This is a genomic window from Mesorhizobium sp. M1252 (assembly GCF_040318265.1).
In the GTDB taxonomy this organism is placed as follows: Bacteria; Pseudomonadota; Alphaproteobacteria; order Rhizobiales; family Rhizobiaceae; genus Mesorhizobium.
This window is the reverse complement of sequence record NZ_JAMYLX010000018.1, coordinates 1-17,713: the sequence shown is the minus strand read 5'-3', so window position 1 is coordinate 17,713 and position 17,713 is coordinate 1. Positions and strand designations below refer to the sequence as shown.

Here is a 17,713-nt window from a genome sequence, read left to right as displayed (position 1 = left end):
TCCTGTGCTCCGCCGTCTTGCCCTGGCGCTGTCGCCCATGTGCGTGCTGGCCGTGGCTACGAGCGCAGCCGCGGCACAAGGCCTGTTGGGCCCGCCGCCAGCCAATGCCCCGGCCATGACGGCACCGGCCGGCGCAGCACCGCCCGCAAATCCACCCGGGACAGCGGTGGAAGCGGCGACACCGCCGGTTGGGTGGTCGCCGGCCGACGCCGCACCGGCCGCACCTATTCTGCCGGGATCCCCGACGGCGGTGGTGCGGCCATTTTACGATCAGGTGGGGCTGGAGATCGATCCGGCGCAGCGCAGCCACTTCATCGACCCGGCAAAAACCGTTCTCGACAAGAGCGACGCGTTGCGCAAATCCGGGCAGGGCGAATGCCTCGACCCCAACATGGCGCTCGACAATGCCGACTATGACAAGGCCGAGATCGATAAGAGCCTGAAGACACTCGAAGCGATCAATGGCGACCAGGCCAAGGTCATTGTCGCCTTCGTCGTCGCCGGCAACCCGCATCGCCTTGAATGGAAATTCAGGAAAGTCGACGGCGACTGGAAGATATCCGATCTGCTTTCGGTGACCGGTGAATGGGCGCTCAGCCAGTACCAGTGCGAATAATGTTGATTGAGGATCAGCGCCTGCGATCCTTCGCGCCCCTCTCTGTCCTGCCGGACATCCCCCCGGGTGGGGAGATCAGCAGTTCCAACGTCTCGCCCGCTCCGCATCATTTGAGATTAGCTAAAGCCGGCGTAGCGGCCAATCTCCCCCGTGTGGGGGAGATGTCCGGCAGGACAGAGGGGGGCGCTGTCCCGCTAAAGTTCCGCAAAATAGCTTCAGCCCCTTCCGCGATAGGGGGCAACGCCGGTGTCGGGCAACCAGGCGCCTTCGGGCGGAGCGCCGGTCTGCCAGAAGACATCGATCGGAATGCCGCCGCGCGGATACCAATAGCCGCCTATGCGCAACCACAGCGGCTTCGTTGCCGCCACAATGCGGCGGCCGATCATCACCGTGCAGTCTTCATGGAAAGCGCCATGGTTGCGAAACGAGGTCATGAACAGTTTGAGCGACTTCGATTCCACGAGCGTGGTATCGGGTGCGTAGTCGATGACGATATGAGCGAAATCCGGCTGTCCGGTTACCGGGCAGAGCGAGGTGAATTCCGGGCAGGTGAAGCGCACGATCGCCGGCGGTCCGTCGCCGCGCTGGAACGGCACGGTCTCCAGGACCGCAGTCTCCGGGCTCTGTGGCGTCTCGACGTGGGCGCCGAGCTGGGTGAGGGTTTTGGTATCGATCATCGCGGTTTTCCTGGGGATTTCCGCGCTCATTAGCACCGGACCGAAAAGTGTGCAGCGATTTTCGAATAAATTCGATGCTTAAGACAAGAACTGGAGCAGCACGCGCTGCTCCGACACAAATTGGAATGGCAGGAAGATGATGACCAGCAACGACCCGCTTCTCCAGCCTTACCAGCTCAAACACCTGACGCTGAAGAACAGGGTGATGTCGACCAGCCACGAGCCGGCCTATTCCGAGGACGGCATGCCGAAACAGCGCTACCGGCTCTACCACGCCGAAAAGGCCAAGGGCGGCATGGCGCTGACCATGACGGCGGGCTCGGCGATCGTCTCGCGCGACAGCCCGGCGGCCTTTGGCAATCTGCATGTCTATGACGACCGCATCGTGCCGTGGCTGGCCCAACTGGCGGACGCCTGCCACGAGTATGACTGCAAGGTGATGATCCAGATCACCCATCTTGGTCGCCGCACCGGCTGGAACAAGGCCGACTGGCTGCCGGTGCTGTCGGCCTCGCCGGTGCGTGAGCCGGCGCACCGCGCGTTCCCGAAAACTATCGAGGACTGGGACATCGAGCGCATCGTCGCCGACTATGCGTCCGCTGCGCAGCGCTGCCAGGCGGCCGGCCTCGACGGCATCGAGTTCGAATCCTACGGCCATCTGATGGACGGCTTCTGGTCGCCGGCCACAAACCATCGCGACGACGAGTTCGGCGGTTCGCTCGACAACCGGCTGCGCTTCACCGACATGGTGCTGGATGCCGTGCGGGCTGCCGTCGGTGAAAAGTTCATCGTCGGCATCCGCATGGTCGCCGATGAGGACTTTGACAAAGGCCTGTCGAAGGCCGAGGGCGTCGAGATCGCCAGACGGCTCGCCAATTCTGGCAAGGTCGATTTCCTGAACATCATCCGCGGCTCGATCGAAAGCGACGCGGCGCTCACCAAGGTTATCCCGGTGACCGGCATGCGCTCTTCGCCGCATCTCGATTTCGCCGGCGAGGTGAGGGCGGCAACAAAATTCCCGACCTTCCATGCGGCGCGGATTTCCGATGTCGCCACGGCGCGCCATGCCATCGCCACCGGTAAGCTCGATATGGTCGGCATGACCCGCGCCCATATCGCCGACCCGCACATCATCAAGAAGGTCATGGAAGGTCGCGAGCACGAGATCCGGCCTTGCGTCGGCGCCACCTATTGCCTCGATCGTATCTATGAAGGCGGCGAGGCGCTGTGCGTCCACAATGCCGCGACCGGCCGCGAGGCCGAGATTCCGCACATCATCGTCATGACCGAAGGGCCCAGGCGGAAAGTCGTCGTCGTTGGCGCCGGCGCCGGCGGGCTGGAGGCAGCTCGCGTCATGGCCGAACGCGGCCACCATGTCACGGTGCTCGAAGCCTCCGGTCAGGCCGGCGGCCAGGTTCGGCTGGCGACGCAGAACCCGCGCCGCAAGGAGTTGATCGGCATCATCGACTGGCGGCTGGCGGAACTCGACCGGCTCGGCGTCGGGATCCGCTACGATACATGGGCCGAGCAGGACGATGTGCTGGCGCTGTCGCCCGACGTGGTGGTGATCGCCACCGGCGGCCTGCCGCAGAACCCGCCGCTGACATCAGGCGACAATCTCGTCACGTCGAGTTGGGACATCATGGCCGGCAGCGTCAAGCCGGCGGAGAACGTGCTGCTCTTCGACGACAATGGTGGCCACCAGGGCATGGGCGCGGCGGAGCTGATCGCCAATGCAGGGTCAAAACTGGAGCTGGTTTCGCCGGAGCGCTTCTTCGCCCCCGAAATGGGCGGCATGAACCACGTGCCCTATATGCGCGCCTTCCAGGAGAAGGGCGTCACCATCACCATCAACACCAGGCTGCGCTCGGTACGGCGCGAGGGCAACCAACTGGTCGCCGAACTCGCCTCCGACTTTGCCGATGGCTGGCGTGGCGAAAGGCGGGTCGACCAGGTGGTGGTCGAGCACGGCACGGCGCCGCTCGACGATCTCTATCTCCAGCTGAAACCGCTGTCGAAGAATGGTGGCGCGGTCGATTACGAGCGGCTGGTCGGCGGCGGCGATATTTTTCCTTCACGCAACCCCGAAGGCGGCTTCGTGCTGTTGCGCATCGGCGATGCGGTCGCCTCGCGCAACATCCACGCCGCCATCTATGATGGCATCAGGTTCGGCTTGCGGGTTTGAGCCTACAAGCCGGCCTACGGCTTGTTCCAAAGCTCGATCTCACCCTTCCGGCGGGCGCATCTCGATCGATCAAAGTGATGGGTGGCGCGCAGCCAAACCTCTGTGCGGAGAGCCACCTTGCACATCCGTCCGAACTGCGCGCCGCGTACGCCACCAGCCGAGAGCCAGGCGACGCACGATGCGGAATGCTTTTCAACCGGGAGGCAACGCGCGGCAGGGCTCAAATCATCCTGGCCGTCGCCATGCAAAGTACGGTGAGTACCAGAAGCCAGGCGGCGATGCGCTCGCCGCGGGCCATTTTGGTGCGCAGCGCCGCTTCCGTTGCGGCGTCCGCGCCGGCAAGCTGCCGGCTGGTCTTGCGGACGACGACGCTGAGAACGCCGGCAGCGGCGAAGGCGGCCAGGATGCCTAGCGCCAGCACCATTTCCATCGAGCCGAAATAGGCGCCGTGGAAGAAATACCAGAGCAGGGCGCCGGTCACGAACACCATGCCGGCCGAGCCCATTTGCGGTCCGATAAAGCGCTCCGCCCTGATCTCGGGGTCGCGGGCAAGCGTGATGGTGGTGCCGGCCCAGAACACACCGGCCATGACGTGAAGGCCGATAACGACGATGTAGACATATTGCATGACCGCTTCCTCCTTGCCCGCCGCCCGTCCTCGGATCCCTGTCGAATGCAGGATGATACGAACTCGGTAGATCGACACGCATGATAGTTAGGTATCAAATGATTCGATGTCAATGTATAATGCCGCGTTCCATCGCTCGGCGCCTTGTTCTACTGTCGGCGCATGACTCCCTTTGACCGTCCGCCAATCGGCATGAATCTCGCGCGCACCTCCAAGCTGGTGGCGCAGGCCTTTGACGCCGCTTTGGTCGAGGCCGGCGGCACGCTGCCGGTGTGGCTGACCTTGCTTTCGGTCAAGTCGAGCGAGCTTGCCAACCAGCGCGAACTTGCCGGCATGATCGGCATCCAGGGCGCCACGCTCACCCACCATCTCAATGCCATGGAGGCGCAAGGCTTGCTGACGCGCCGCCGCGATCCGGACAACCGCCGGGTTCATCTGGTCGAGCTGACGCAGGCGGGCGAAACGATGTTCCTGAAGCTGCGGGCGGCGGCTCTCATCTTCGACAAGCGGCTGCGCGCGGGATTGCCGGACGACAGGCTGGCGGAGTTCGCCGAGGTGCTGGCGGCATTGCGGGCGAATGTCGCGCCGGCCAAATGACCGGCACCGGTGGGCAATAGTCTAGGCTAAATTGCCCTGAAGCACCTTCAGCTTGGCTTTCTTCGGGCTGCGCGCCAGCAGCCATTCGCGCGCTTTGTCCTGCGGCATCGGGAAGGCGATGGAATAGCCCTGCACCTGGTCGCAGCCGATTGCCATCAGCGAATCGAGCTCGGCTTCGGTTTCCGCGCCCTCGGCGACGATCGAAATGCCGAGACCGCGCGCCAGCTCGGTGATGGCGCGCACGATCTTGGTGTTGTCGCCATTCTCGTTGATGTTCTGGACGAAGCGGCGGTCGATCTTCAGCCGGTCGATCTCGTTGGGATTGACGTGGCTGAGCGAGGCATAGCCGGTGCCGAAATCGTCGAGCTCAAGATGGACGCCAGCAGCGCGGATGTGGCGCAGCTTCGCCGCGATGCCCGTCTTCTCGTCGTCGAGAATGACGGATTCGACGATTTCAAGCGACAGTTTCTGCGGCGCCAGGCCGGCCTTTTCCAGCGTCGCGAACAGGAAGCGGTCGAAGTCGGGTTCGCGCAGCTCGGTGCCGGACACGTTGACGGCGAGCCGGCCGAAGGCAATGCCGGCGCGATCCCATTCGGCTGCTTGCTCGATCGCCTTCGTAAAGACTATGCGGCCGATCTCGGGCATGAAGCCGCATTTTTCGGCGACCGGAATGAACTCGCCCGGCGCAATCATGCCGCGCTCGGCATGCTTCCAGCGCACCAGCGCCTCGATGCCGCTGATGGCGCCGTTGCTCAGCGACACCTGCGGCTGGAAATAGACCTGGAAGGCGTTCTCCGAAATGGCGACCTTGATGTCGTGCTCGAGCTGCTTGCGGTAATCGAGTTCGCGCCTGAGTTCCTCGGAGAAGAACGAGAAGCTGCCGCCGCCGAGCTTCTTGGCGGAATAGAGCGCGAGGTCGGCGTGGACGAGCAGATCCTCGGCATTGTCGGCGTCGATGGGATAGACGGCAATGCCGGCGCTGGCCCCCGGAAGGATGGTCGTGCCCTGGAAGGTAATCGGCTCGTTGATCTCCTCCAGGATGCGACGGGCCAGCATGTTGATGTCCTCGGGGCCGCCGGCGCCATTGAGGATCATCACGAATTCGTCGCCGCCAAGGCGCGCGCACAGATCCGACGCGCGGCAGGAATCGCGCATGCGCTGCGCGGTGACGACCAGAACATAGTCGCCGGCGGCGTGGCCGAGTGTGTCGTTGATCTGCTTGAACCGGTCGAGGTCGAGCTGGATCACCGCCAGCCTCTCACGCCGGCGATGCGCGCCCTTGATCAGCGTTTCGAAGTGATCGGTCAGGAAGGTGCGGTTGTGCAGGCCGGTCAGCCCGTCATGTACGGCGATGAAGGCCATCGAATTGCGGGCATCGACAAGCTCGTGCGTCTTGCGCAGGATCGCCTTCGACATCGGCCGGAAGATGAAAAGCGCCACCAGGACGATGACGCCGATGGTGGCGTAGAACAAGGTGCGATGGAGATCGAGGAGCTTTTCCGACCGCTCGTCGGCGAATGCGGCGATGCGTTGGCCGAGCGCGGCATAACCCGACAGCGTCGCATTGGCGACGGAAGCATCGAGATTGACGCGCTCGCCGCCGCCCTTGTAGGCGGCATTGCCGGAGAGCTGGGATTCGAAGGACGAGATCAGCCTTTCGCCATTGGCGACCAGCCCGACCGAGAAATAGTCGAGGTGGAACGGCTTGCCGTAGAGCACGCTCTCGATCGACCTTGGGTCGGACAATGCCGGCGACAGCGGGTCGGCTCCCGTCTGTTTGAGGAGCAGGTCGTAGTTCGTCTCGAACTCGGCGGTCGCCTGTTTCAGCGCGGCAACTAGGGCCGGCTGCTTGTCACGCGCGGCGGAGCCGGTTGCGCTGGTCAAAAAGACGATGCGCTGCGACAGCGCCTTCTGGGTGCTGACGATGTCGAGCAGAGTATGGTTGTGCTGTTGCGCCGCCATCATCTGCTGCAGCAGGATGAAGGAGGCCATCACCATGGCGGCGATGATCAGCAGCGCCAGCCAATAGCCGCTCTTGATCAGCAGGATGAGTTTGCCCGAGACGGTTTGCGCCGGCTGCTGCGACATATTCTAGGTGACCCCTCGGTCGAACTGATTCTGCCACCGATTCGTGGCGAGAAGACCATTGGCTTGAAAGGGTTAACAGGTCTGGAAGCCGGCGGAACTGTTGCTTCGGCAGTAAACGAAAGCTGCCGAGATGGTTATCATGTTCTTTCGCGGCATAGCCGTATTCGCGTGCCTGCTACTCCAGCATGCGGGCCATGCGATCGGGTCGCGCCAGGGTTGAGCCCGCCGTGCCACCGAAACGGTCGCTTTTGCGATGGATTTTTAGTGCGCGTAGCGCGACAGTCGCGCCAATCTCAACAGGACCTGATCATGAGCGCGGCATTCCTCTCCCATATCGACAACGAACTGCAAGGGCTGAAATCCGCCGGGCTCTACAAATCCGAGCGGGTGATCACCTCGACCCAGTCGGCTGAGATCGAAGTCGGCGGCGACAAGGTGCTGAACTTCTGCGCCAACAACTATCTCGGCCTCGCCGACAGCGCCGAGTTGCGCACCGCGGCCAAAGGCGCGCTCGACCGCTACGGTTACGGCATGGCCTCGGTGCGCTTCATCTGCGGCACGCAGGAAGAGCACAAGCAGCTTGAATCAACGATTTCATCCTTCCTCGGCCTGGACGACACCATCCTTTACGGCTCCTGCTTCGACGCCAATGGCGGCCTGTTCGAAACGCTGCTCGGCGAGGAGGATGCGATCATCTCCGATGCGCTGAACCATGCCTCGATCATCGACGGCGTGCGGCTGTCGAAGGCCAAGCGTTTCCGCTATGCCAACAACGACATGGCCGACCTCGAAGCGCGGCTGAAAGAGGCGAAAGACTGCCGCTTCCGCCTGATCGCCACCGACGGCGTGTTCTCCATGGACGGCATCATCGCCAATCTGAAAGGCGTCTGCGACCTCGCGGAAAAGTACGGCGCCATGGTGATGGTCGACGACAGCCATGCCGTCGGCTTCGTCGGCAAGAACGGCCGCGGCTCGGCCGAGCATTGCGGCGTCGAGGGCAGGGTGGATATCATCACCGGCACGCTCGGCAAGGCGCTCGGCGGCGCCTCCGGCGGCTACACCTCCGGCAAAAGCCAGGTCGTGGACTGGCTGCGCCAGCGTTCGCGGCCTTATCTCTTTTCCAACACGCTGATGCCGGCGATTGCCGGCGCTTCCATCAAGGTGTTCGAGCTGATCCGCAATGGGGACGCCCTGCGCGAACGCCTCTATGCCAATGCGGCGCGCTTTCGCTCCGAAATGGGCAAGCTCGGCTTCACGCTGGCCGGCGCCGATCATCCGATCATTCCGGTGATGCTGGGCGATGCCAGCCTGGCGCAGGAAATGGCGGCGCGCATGCTGAAGCGCGGCATCTATGTCATCGGCTTTTCCTTCCCGGTGGTGCCGAAAGGCCAGGCGCGCATCCGCACGCAGATGTCGGCGGCGCATTCCAGCGCCGACATCGACCGCGCCGTGGCAGCGTTCGCGGCGGTCGGCAAGGAACTGGGCGTGATTGGCTGAGAGTTTTACCCTCCCCCTTTGTGGGGAGGGTCGACTTCCGACCGCTTGCGAAGCAAGCGGGCGGGAGGCGGGGTGGGGGTCTGCAGGGTCACGACCTCCGCCAGTTTTTGACCCCCACCCGGCCCTTCGGGCCACCCTCCCCACAAGGGGGAGGGTAAGGAGTTGTAGCATGTCGAACATGATGAAGGCGCTGGTGAAGGCCAAGGCCGAACCGGGCATCTGGATGGAAGAGGCACCGGTGCCGGAGATCGGCCCCAACGACGTGCTGATCAAGGTCAAGAAGACGGCGATCTGCGGCACCGACGTCCACATCTACAATTGGGACCAGTGGGCGCAGAAGACCGTGCCGGTGCCGATGGTGACCGGCCATGAATTCGTCGGCACGGTGGCCGATTTCGGCGCTGCGGTCACCGAATACAAGGTCGGCCAGCGTGTCTCCGGCGAAGGTCACATCGTCTGTGGCCATTGCCGCAATTGCCGCGCCGGCAGGGGGCATCTCTGCCGTAACACGCTCGGCGTCGGCGTCAACCGCCCCGGCGCCTTCGGCGAATATCTGGCGATCCCGCAGCACAATGTCGTGCCGATCCCCGACGATGTGCCCGACGAGATCGCCGCGATCTTCGATCCCCTGGGCAATGCCGTCCACACCGCTCTGTCCTTCGACCTGGTCGGTGAAGACGTTCTGGTCACCGGCGCCGGGCCGATCGGCATCATGGGCGCGCTCGTTGCCCAATGTGTGGGGGCGCGAAAAGTCGTCATCACCGACATCAACCCGGTGCGGCTGGCGCTGGCCAAAAAGCTCGGCGTCCAGCATGTCGTCGACGCCTCGAAGGAAAAGCTTAGGGATGTCATGCCGGCGCTCGGCATGACCGAAGGTTTTGACGTCGGCCTGGAAATGTCGGGCGCCGCGCCCGCCTTTCGCGACATGATCGACACCATGAACAATGGCGGCAAGATCGCCATTCTGGGCATCGCGCCGACCGGCTTCGAAATCGACTGGAACAAGGTCATCTTCAAGATGCTGCACTTGAAGGGCATCTACGGCCGCGAAATGTTCGAGACCTGGTACAAGATGATCGCCCTGGTGCAGGGGCCGCTGGATGTGTCGGGTCTGATTACGCACCGCATTGGGATCGACGATTTCCAGACAGGGTTCGATGCGATGAGGAGCGGCAGTTCGGGTAAGGTGGTGATGGATTGGTAGGCGCAGAGGCACGTTCTAGCTGGAGAAGCCGGCGGGACAGCACCGCCCTCTGGCCTGCCGGCCATCTCCCCCGCAAGGAGGGAGATTGGCAGCTTTGACGGCTCGCCAACCTCTGCAACATTGGAGATTGGCGAAAGCCTTCGCGACATCTGATCTCCCCCCTTGCGGGGGAGATGTCCGGCAGGACAGAGGGGGGTGTGAAGGATCACGGCGGAGCAGATTCTTTATTCACCCAACGCTCCCTCCAGCGCCGCCACGCCGCTCACAATCGCTGTCCGCTCCTCTGTGCTCAGCCTCTCCAGCAACTCCCGTTCAAACGCCCTCGCCAGCGGCACCATCTCTTGATAGGCGGTCAGCCCGGCCTTGGTCAGCGCCAAATGATCCACACGCCGATCATTCTCGTCCGGCGTGCGCGTCAGCCAGCGCCGCCGCTCAAGCTCCGCCACCGCCCGCGAAACCTTGGTCTTGTGCATGGCCGACTGCTCGCCGAGCGCCGTCGCGGTCATCGTGCCGCGCTGTCCGAGCCCTGACAGCGTGCGCCATTCCGGCCGCGTCAGGCCGTGGCGGTCGCGGTAGATTTTTGAAAATTCGCGGCTGACGGCGTCGGCCAGCCGGTAGAGCCGATAGGGCAGGAAGCTTTCGAGTTCGAGGATTTCCATCTGCACCATGGATGCGGCATTCGCCCGTTGATAGTTACATTTTCGATGGTTACAAATGAAACCAGTTTGGTCAACATCGCCGGCAAGCAGCGCTTCGCGGGGCCGGGATCAGGGAGGATCGGATGACCTTTTCCTACATGCCGGGCTTCGGCAACGACTTCGAAACCGAGACGCTGCCCGGCTCGCTGCCGCAGGGGCGGAACTCGCCGCAACGGCCGGCTTACGGGCTCTATGCCGAACAGCTATCGGGCTCGCCCTTCACCGCGCCGCGCGGCACCAATGAGCGCTCCTGGCTCTATCGCATCCGGCCGAGCGTAAAACACACCGGCCGCTTCAAGGCGGTGAGCTATCCCTTGTGGAAGACCGCCCCCAATGTCGGCGACCACGAACTGGCGCTCGGGCAGTATCGCTGGAGCCCGGTGCCGATGCCGAGTGAGCCGACCGACTTCATCGCCGGCATGCGCACCATCACCACTGCCGGAGATGTGCTGGGCCAAAGCGGCATGGCCGCGCATGTCTATGTCGCCAACCGATCGATGGTCGACGATCATTTCTTCAATGCCGATGGCGAGTTGCTGATCGTCCCCCAGGTCGGCGCCTTGCGCTTCGTCACCGAGATGGGTGTCATCGAGCTGCGGCCCGGCGAGATCGCCGTGCTGCCGCGCGGGCTGGTGTTCAAGGTCGAGCTCATCGACAAGGAAGTGCGCGGCTATGTCTGCGAAAACTACGGCGCCAAGCTGACGCTGCCCGACCGCGGCCCGATCGGCGCCAACTGCCTGGCCAATCCTCGCGATTTCAAGACGCCTTGCGCCTGGTTCGAGGAGAAGGAAACGCCGTGCCGGCTGACGGTGAAATGGTGCGGCAATTTCAACGTCACCGAGATCGGCCATTCGCCGCTCGACGTCGTCGCCTGGCACGGCAACTATGCGCCCTACAAATATGATCTGGCGACGTTTTCGCCGGTCGGCGCCATCCTGTTCGACCATCCCGATCCGTCGATCTTCACCGTGCTGACGGCGCCGAGCGGCGAGGAGGGCACCGCCAATATCGACTTCGTCATCTTCCCGCCGCGCTGGCTGGTGGCGGAAGACACGTTCCGGCCGCCCTGGTACCACCGCAACATCATGAGCGAGTTCATGGGCCTGATCCATGGCCAGTACGACGCCAAGGAAGAAGGCTTCGTGCCCGGCGGCATCAGCCTGCACAATCTGATGCTGGCCCACGGCCCCGACGCACCTGGCTTCGAAAAGGCCTCGCGCTCCGAGCTGAAACCGGTCAAGCTCGACAACACGATGGCCTTCATGTTCGAGACCCGATTCCCGCAAATGCTGACCCGCTACGGCGCCGAGCTTGAAACAAGGCAGGACAATTACATTGACTGCTGGACCGACCTGAAGAAGCGCTTCAATGGCACGCCGGAGGGCGACTGGTCTTGAGATCAGCTCGATGAGCGACCGGCTGGTGCTTCTCGGCTCGAAAGGCGGCCCGGCATTGCGGTCGGGCGGGCCGTGGCCGAGTTCGTCGCTGCTGGAGCTTGGCGGGCGGACCATCGTCGTCGATTGCGGGCTGGGTGTCACGCGTGGCCTGGTCGATGCCGGCGTCAGCCTGAAGGCGCTCGACCTGATCTTCGTCACCCATCTGCATTCCGATCATGTGCTGGAAATGGGGGCGCTGCTCCACACCGCCTGGACCGCCGGTCTGGCCAATCCGGTGACGTTGTTCGGACCGCCCGGCACCGGGCATTACTGGCGGCGCTTCTGCCAGGCGATGGAGTTCGACATCGAGATCCGAATCGTCGACGAAGGCAGGCCGGACATTCGCGAAATGGCTTCGATCGTGGAATTCGGCGAGGGCGAGATTTTTGCGCAGCGCGGCCTGAAGGTCTCGGCACTGCGCGTCGACCATCCGCCGGTCACGGACTGTTTCGCGCTGCGTTTCGACCACGCTGGCAAAAGCATCGTCTTCTCGGCCGACACAGCCTTCTTTCCGCCGCTCGCAGGCTTTGCCCGAAATGCCGACATTCTCGTCCATGAGGCCATGCTGGAAGAAGGCATCGAGCGGCTGGTCGCCAGGACCGGCAATGGCGCGCGGCTGAAAGAGCATCTGCTTGCCAGCCACTCATTTGCCGAGCAGGCAGGTCGCATCGCCAGCGATGCCGGGGTGAAGAGGCTGGTGCTCAACCACCTCATTCCGGCCGATGATGCCGCGATCGGCGAGGCCGACTGGGAGGCGGCCGTCAGGAAATCGTGGGCGGGTGACTTGACGATTGCCCGCGACGGCCTTGTTGTGAACTTAGACGGCGCCAAAGCCGCATTAGGAGAGGAAACCGCATGAAGCTTGCCACATTGAGGGACGGGACGCGCGACGGAAAGCTTGTCGTCGTCTCGCGCGACCTGACGCGCTTCACCGACGCCTCGTTCCTGGCGCGCACGCTGCAGGCGGCACTCGACGACTGGCAGCGGATTTCGCCGCACCTGGCGACGATCGCCGAATCGCTGGAGAACAATGCGGTGCCGTCGGCACGCTTCCATGAGCATGACGCCCATTCGCCGCTGCCGCGCGCCTATCAATGGGCCGATGGTTCTGCCTATGTGAACCATGTCGAGCTGGTGCGCAAAGCCCGCGGCGCCGAGATGCCGGCAAGCTTCTGGACCGATCCGCTGATCTACCAGGGTGGCTCGGATTCCTTCATCGCGCCGCGCGAGCCGATCCGCACGGCGGACGAAGCCTTCGGCATCGACATGGAGGCGGAAGTCTCCGTCATCGTCGACGATGTGCCGATGGGCGCCAGCCTCGACCAGGCGCGCGCCGCCATCCGGCTGGTCATGCTGGTCAATGATGTGACGCTGCGCGCGCTCACCGGACCCGAGCTCGCCAAGGGGTTTGGCTTCTTCCAGTCGAAGCCGTCCTCGGCTTTTTCGCCGGTGGCGGTGACGCCGGACGAACTCGGCGACGCCTGGGATGGCGGCAAGGTCAACCTGCCTCTGCTCGCCGACGTCAACGGCAAGCCGTTCGGCCGTGCCAATGCCGGCGTCGACATGACCTTCGACTTCCCGGCGCTGATTGCCCATGCCGCAAAGACACGGCCGCTGGTTGCCGGCACCATCATCGGTTCCGGCACCGTCTCCAACAAGCTGGATGGCGGGCCGGGCAAACCGGTGGCGGCCGGCGGCGCCGGCTATTCCTGCATCGCTGAACTGCGCATGATCGAGACCATTGAGTCTGGCGAGCCCAAGACGCCGTTCCTGCGCTTTGGCGATACGGTGCGTATCGAGATGAAGAATAAAAGCGGAAACTCGATCTTCGGCGCCATCGAGCAGAAGGTCGAGAAGTCCCAGGCATAAGAGGGGGCAATAGTGACGGGAGAGGCGTTCTACCTGCTGGCCGGCGTCTGGGCGTTGGCCATTCTGGTGGTCTTCATCCAGGCGATCCGGCTGAGCTACCGCATCGAGGCGCGCTCGCCCGATCTGACCAACCGCAGCGGCTACCCGCGCAAGGCGATGATGTTCCACACCATCACCAACACCAATGTGGCGCGGGACGAGGAGACGCAGGCGATGCGGCGGCGCATGAACCGGCTGCTGCTGATCGTTGTCGCCGGCTTCGCGGTGATGGCGGCTGGCATTGGCCTGATCAGACGAATGAACGCGTGACCCTGCTCGAGCATTTCAGCCGCATGGCCGGCAACAATCTCTGGTCGAACGACCGGCTCTATCGGGCCGTGCTGCAGCTAAAGCCCGGCGAATTCGAAGCCGAACGCACCAGCTTCTTCCCGTCGATCAAGGCAACGCTCAACCACATCCTCGCGGTCGATCATCTCTATCTCGATTTCCTTGAGGAGGGCGGCGTCGGCGCGGCCGCCCATGACGATTACGTGCCGTTCGATGACCCGCAGGCGCTGTTTGCCGCTCAGGTCGCGGCCGACTGGCGCCTGATCGCCTTTTGCGAGAAGCTGTCGGAAGCGGATGTCGACCGTCAGGTCGTCACCGACCGGCGCGAGGACGGCATGATCCGCGAAAAGATCGGCGACATTCTCGCCCATGTCTTCCTGCACGACATCCATCATCGCGGCCAGGTGCACGCGATGCTCTCGGGCAGCTCGGTCGCGCCGCCGCAGCTGGACGAGTTTTTGCTCGATTATGATTTGAAGGTGAGGAAAGAAGAGGTCGAGCGGTTGGGCCTCTGACCTTTATCTGGTGTACTCGTTCCATTCAGGGCCGAGTTTGTCGAAATCGTCTGAAATCCAAATCTTCCCCTTCAGGGCACCTATGCGCGACAACAAGTCTTCTCGAACTGGTGGCACGAGCCGCGCCGCGATCTTGCCGTGACGAGTGATGACTATCTCCTCGCCGGCTTCCGCGCGGCCGACGAGTTCCGATAGTTGGCCTTTGCTTCGGTTATGGAGACGTTCACGGCTTGACCCTTTTGATCGAAACTTAGATCAAGGCCGATCGAGCCGCAAACGGGGGTTCACGCCGCCTTGCCATCGACCTTGATTACGCCGCGCTTGATCTGGTCCTGCTCGATCGACTCGAACAGCGCGCGGAAATTGCCTTCGCCAAAACCTTCGTCGCCCTTCCTCTGGATGAATTCGAAGAAGATCGGGCCGATCACGGTTTTGGAGAATATCTGCAGCAGGATCTTGGTCATGCCGCCGTCGACCACGCCTTCGCCGTCGATCAGGATGCCGTGCTTCTTCATCCGCTCGATCGGCTCGTCATGCCCGTTCACCCTGTTGTACGACATGTCGTAGTAGGTCTCCGGCGGACCGGGCATGAACTTCAGCCCGTTGTCGGCAAGCTTGTCGGTGGCGGCGTAGATGTCGTCGGTGCCGACGGCGATATGCTGGATGCCTTCGCCATTGTACTTCTTCAGGTATTCGGCGATCTGGCTGGTGTCGTCCTTGGATTCATTTAGCGGAATGCGGATCTTGCCGCAGGGCGAGGTGATGGCGCGGCTGACCAGGCCGGTGATCTTGCCGTCGATGTCGAAGAAATGGATCTGCTTGAAGCCGAACAGCTCGCGATAAAAGTCCCACCATTTGTCCATCTGGCCGCGATAGACATTGTGGGTGAGGTGGTCGAGGAAATAGAAGCCGACGCCTTGCGGCCGCGGGTCGCGTTCGCCCAGCCACTCGAACTCGGCATCATAGGCCGAGCCCTTCTTGCCATAGGCTTCGATGAAATAGAGCAGTGAGCCGCCAATGCCGACAATGGCCGGCACGTCGAGCGCCTTGTCGTTGCCGTCGTAGGGCGTGGCGCCTTTCGATACCGCATGCTCGAACGCATGCTTTGCATCGACCACGCGCCAGGCCATCGAGGCGGCGCAGGGGCCGTGCTTGTCGACGAATTTCATCGCATGCGAACCCGGCTCGGCATTGACGACATAGTTGATGTCGCCCTGGCGCCAGACGGTGATGTCCTTCGTGCGGTGCTTGGCCACCGCGACATAGCCCATGCGGGTGAACAGCTCGGCGAGCTTCTGCGGCTCCGCATGGGCGAACTCGACGAACTCGAAACCGTCGGTGCCGGCGGGGTTTTCCTTGCTGATCTTGGCGGGCGGGGCGTCGTGCGGAAAGGGACCCATGGCATTGCTCCAAAACTGGCGGTGGCCGCAGCGGACCACGTGCAATCATAACGCGGAGCGGCTGCACGGTGCTTGCATTCAAACGCTTGAAATGATCAGATCGTGCGTGAATTGTGCACAAACGGGCCAAAGATCATGAATGAGACGCGCATCGATCAGTTCGACCGCAAGATAATGGCACTTCTGCAGGGCGATGCGCGGCTGACCAACAACGACCTGTCGGAGCGGGTGAACCTCTCCGCCTCCCAATGCTCGCGCCGCCGCCAGCGGTTGGAAGAGGACGGCTATATCAAGGGCTACCGGGCGGTGCTCGACCGCGACAAGCTCGGCTTCTCGCTGGTCAATGTCATCTCGGTGACATTGGCCACCCACAACCGCGACAATGCGCGGCGCTTCGGCGAATTGCTGGCGCGGCTGCCGGAAGTGCAGGAGGCGCACGCGCTGACCGGTGAGATGGACTACATCTTGAAAGTGGTGACCCCCGATCTGAAATCGCTGTCGGAATTCGTCAACGGCGTGCTGTTGCCGCACGACTCCGTGCAGCATGTAAAGACCGCGATCGTGCTGGAGACGCTGAAGGAGACCGGGGCGCTGCCGATCTAGTTTGAGAGAGTTTCAGTTGATACGTCGGCGGGACAGCACCCCCCCTCTGGCCTGCCGGCCATCTCTCCCGCAAGGAGGGAGATCAGCAGCTTTGTCGATAGCGCTCATCCTGCAACGTCGGCGATTGGCGAAAAGCGAAGGCGACATCCGATCTCCCCCCTTGCGGGGGAGATGATGTCCGGCAGGACAGAGGGGGGTGTGAGGGATCGCCAGCGCCTCAGATGCTCACCCCTTGGACTGCTGAATCAGCCCGTAGAGATTGGTGCAGCGCGCGCCGGAGCGGCAATAGGCAAACACCGGGCCTTCAAGCGCGTCGAGCGCTTCGGCCTGATCTTCGACATTCTCGGCTGTGATCTGGCCGCTGATTACCGGGATGTAGCGGAAGGCCAGCCCCGCGGCTTCGACCGCCGCCTTGACGCTGTCGGCCGAAGGCTGGTCGGGCTGCTCGTCATCCGGCCGGTTGCAGATCACGCTCTTGAAACCGGCTTCCTTGATGGCGGCGGCATCTTCGGGCTGGATCTGGCCCGAGACCGAATAGTCCTCGCTGATTTCTCGATATTCCATGGCTCTCATCCTCTCAACCTGGTTTGGCGCGAAGTCTTGCCACTCTCACACGAGGGCGGCAATCCGCGCCGGAAAGAAATCCCTCGGCGCAGATAGACATTTGCGGCCCAAGATCCAACCCAGGCTCAAGAGGTTTCGCGCTGTTGGCCTTGCCCGGAGGCGGCAGCGACTCTAAACAGGCGCACCGACAAACGAAGGAACCATCCCATGAGCATTCGTCGCATCGATGTTGGCCCGCGCATGAGCCAGATCGTCATCCACGGCAACACCGTCTATCTCGCCGGCCAGGTCGGAACGCCCGGCGCCAGCGTTGGCGAACAGACGAGGTCGATCCTCGCATCTATCGACGAACTGCTGGCCAAGGCCGGCACCGACAAGACCAAGATCCTGCAGGCGATCATCTGGCTGGCCGATATGGGCACCTTCGCCGAGATGAACAAGGAATGGGACAAGTGGGTCCCGCAAGGCAACACGCCCGCCCGCGCCACGGGTGAGGCCAAGCTTGCAGGGCCGGAATACACTGTCGAGATTATCGTTACGGCGGCGATTTAGAGCGCGGCGCCTTACCCTCCCCCTCGAGGGGAGGGTCGGCGAGTAGTCGAAGCGAAGCGGAGACTGCGAGACGGGGTGGGGTCGGCGAGGCTGCACCGGGGGGGGGCGCGGGCGCCCCCCCCCCCGCGGCGGGGGGGGGGGGGGGGCGCGCGCGGGGGGGGGGGGGGCCCCCGCGGCACCGACCCCCACCCGGACCTGCGGTCCGACCTCCCCACAAGGGGGAGGTAGGGGGCTGGCGCTTTTCGCGACGGCTACGA

At 63.2% G+C, this 17,713-nt stretch carries 18 protein-coding genes and 1 pseudogene; 12 read left to right on the top strand and 7 right to left on the bottom strand.

Annotated elements, in window-relative coordinates:
• Positions 1 to 4 precede the first annotated feature (4 nt).
• Positions 5 to 616: a hypothetical protein gene (locus NKH22_RS26735; protein WP_023807907.1), complete on the top strand. Its 612-nt coding sequence runs from the start codon at positions 5 to 7 to the stop codon at positions 614 to 616.
• A 215-nt stretch (positions 617 to 831) separates the two neighbouring features.
• On the opposite strand, the gene queF is transcribed toward NKH22_RS26735, so the two are convergent.
• Positions 832 to 1,293 carry a preQ(1) synthase gene (queF, locus tag NKH22_RS26730; RefSeq protein WP_023672924.1) on the bottom strand — a complete coding sequence of 154 codons (462 nt, stop codon included), beginning with the start codon at positions 1,291 to 1,293 and terminating at the stop codon, positions 832 to 834.
• A 139-nt stretch (positions 1,294 to 1,432) separates the two neighbouring features.
• On the opposite strand from queF, the gene NKH22_RS26725 reads away from it, so the two are divergent.
• On the top strand, positions 1,433 to 3,478 hold the full coding sequence (locus NKH22_RS26725) for an oxidoreductase (protein ID WP_023807908.1): 2,046 nt from the start codon (positions 1,433 to 1,435) through the stop codon (positions 3,476 to 3,478).
• A gap of 220 nt (positions 3,479 to 3,698) precedes the next feature.
• Here NKH22_RS26725 and NKH22_RS26720 read toward each other — a convergent pair whose 3' ends face one another.
• Positions 3,699 to 4,106 (bottom strand): hypothetical protein, encoded by a 408-nt coding sequence (locus NKH22_RS26720; RefSeq protein ID WP_023745497.1) that lies wholly within the window; start codon positions 4,104 to 4,106, stop codon positions 3,699 to 3,701.
• A gap of 192 nt (positions 4,107 to 4,298) precedes the next feature.
• Between NKH22_RS26720 and NKH22_RS26715 the strand changes: the two genes are divergently transcribed.
• Positions 4,299 to 4,703 (top strand): MarR family winged helix-turn-helix transcriptional regulator, encoded by a 405-nt coding sequence (locus tag NKH22_RS26715; protein ID WP_023672921.1) that lies wholly within the window; start codon positions 4,299 to 4,301, stop codon positions 4,701 to 4,703.
• A gap of 21 nt (positions 4,704 to 4,724) precedes the next feature.
• On the opposite strand, the gene NKH22_RS26710 is transcribed toward NKH22_RS26715, so the two are convergent.
• Positions 4,725 to 6,791, bottom strand: coding sequence for a putative bifunctional diguanylate cyclase/phosphodiesterase (locus NKH22_RS26710; protein WP_023724848.1), 2,067 nt, complete (start codon positions 6,789 to 6,791; stop codon positions 4,725 to 4,727).
• Between the two features lie 309 nt (positions 6,792 to 7,100).
• Between NKH22_RS26710 and NKH22_RS26705 the strand changes: the two genes are divergently transcribed.
• Both NKH22_RS26705 and tdh read left to right on the top strand, forming a co-directional pair.
• A complete protein-coding gene (locus tag NKH22_RS26705; RefSeq protein ID WP_023715232.1) occupies positions 7,101 to 8,288 on the top strand; it encodes a glycine C-acetyltransferase in 1,188 nt (395 codons plus the stop codon).
• Positions 8,289 to 8,457: 169 nt separating this feature from the next.
• Positions 8,458 to 9,492 (top strand): L-threonine 3-dehydrogenase, encoded by a 1,035-nt coding sequence (gene tdh / locus NKH22_RS26700; protein WP_023715233.1) that lies wholly within the window; start codon positions 8,458 to 8,460, stop codon positions 9,490 to 9,492.
• Between the two features lie 224 nt (positions 9,493 to 9,716).
• Here tdh and NKH22_RS26695 read toward each other — a convergent pair whose 3' ends face one another.
• Positions 9,717 to 10,151 carry a MarR family winged helix-turn-helix transcriptional regulator gene (locus NKH22_RS26695; RefSeq protein ID WP_031198143.1) on the bottom strand — a complete coding sequence of 145 codons (435 nt, stop codon included), beginning with the start codon at positions 10,149 to 10,151 and terminating at the stop codon, positions 9,717 to 9,719.
• Positions 10,152 to 10,273: 122 nt separating this feature from the next.
• Between NKH22_RS26695 and hmgA the strand changes: the two genes are divergently transcribed.
• Genes hmgA through NKH22_RS26670 form a run of 5 tightly spaced genes read left to right on the top strand, consistent with a single transcriptional unit; the run spans position 10,274 to position 14,337 of the window.
• The gene (hmgA, locus tag NKH22_RS26690; RefSeq protein ID WP_023682923.1) at positions 10,274 to 11,587 is read left to right on the top strand and encodes a homogentisate 1,2-dioxygenase; all 1,314 of its coding nucleotides are present in this window, start codon (positions 10,274 to 10,276) and stop codon (positions 11,585 to 11,587) included.
• A 10-nt stretch (positions 11,588 to 11,597) separates the two neighbouring features.
• Complete coding sequence (locus NKH22_RS26685) at positions 11,598 to 12,485, top strand: MBL fold metallo-hydrolase (RefSeq protein WP_352911683.1); 888 nt, start codon at positions 11,598 to 11,600, stop codon at positions 12,483 to 12,485.
• On the top strand, positions 12,482 to 13,495 hold the full coding sequence (locus NKH22_RS26680) for a fumarylacetoacetate hydrolase family protein (protein WP_023672913.1): 1,014 nt from the start codon (positions 12,482 to 12,484) through the stop codon (positions 13,493 to 13,495). Before NKH22_RS26685 ends, NKH22_RS26680 begins: the two co-directional genes overlap by 4 nt.
• A 12-nt stretch (positions 13,496 to 13,507) precedes the next feature.
• Positions 13,508 to 13,804: a hypothetical protein gene (locus NKH22_RS26675; RefSeq protein WP_023694415.1), complete on the top strand. Its 297-nt coding sequence runs from the start codon at positions 13,508 to 13,510 to the stop codon at positions 13,802 to 13,804.
• On the top strand, positions 13,801 to 14,337 hold the full coding sequence (locus tag NKH22_RS26670; RefSeq protein WP_352911680.1) for a DinB family protein: 537 nt from the start codon (positions 13,801 to 13,803) through the stop codon (positions 14,335 to 14,337). The genes NKH22_RS26675 and NKH22_RS26670 overlap by 4 nt, the downstream gene beginning before the upstream one ends.
• A gap of 3 nt (positions 14,338 to 14,340) precedes the next feature.
• Here NKH22_RS26670 and NKH22_RS26665 read toward each other — a convergent pair.
• Positions 14,341 to 14,499, bottom strand: a pseudogene (locus tag NKH22_RS26665) (type II toxin-antitoxin system Phd/YefM family antitoxin); the annotation flags it as partial.
• Between the two features lie 122 nt (positions 14,500 to 14,621).
• A complete protein-coding gene (gene hppD / locus NKH22_RS26660) occupies positions 14,622 to 15,737 on the bottom strand; it encodes a 4-hydroxyphenylpyruvate dioxygenase (RefSeq protein ID WP_023694412.1) in 1,116 nt (371 codons plus the stop codon).
• 135 nt (positions 15,738 to 15,872) lie between these two features.
• On the opposite strand from hppD, the gene NKH22_RS26655 reads away from it, so the two are divergent.
• Positions 15,873 to 16,340: an Lrp/AsnC family transcriptional regulator gene (locus tag NKH22_RS26655; RefSeq protein WP_023689628.1), complete on the top strand. Its 468-nt coding sequence runs from the start codon at positions 15,873 to 15,875 to the stop codon at positions 16,338 to 16,340.
• Positions 16,341 to 16,565: 225 nt separating this feature from the next.
• On the opposite strand, the gene NKH22_RS26650 is transcribed toward NKH22_RS26655, so the two are convergent.
• Entirely contained in the window at positions 16,566 to 16,904 is a 339-nt protein-coding gene (locus NKH22_RS26650; RefSeq protein WP_023672907.1) for a protein tyrosine phosphatase family protein, read from the bottom strand.
• Between the two features lie 207 nt (positions 16,905 to 17,111).
• Here NKH22_RS26650 and NKH22_RS26645 point away from each other — a divergent pair, with 207 nt between their 5' ends.
• A complete protein-coding gene (locus NKH22_RS26645; RefSeq protein ID WP_023672906.1) occupies positions 17,112 to 17,456 on the top strand; it encodes a RidA family protein in 345 nt (114 codons plus the stop codon).
• Positions 17,457 to 17,713: the final 257 nt, after the last annotated feature.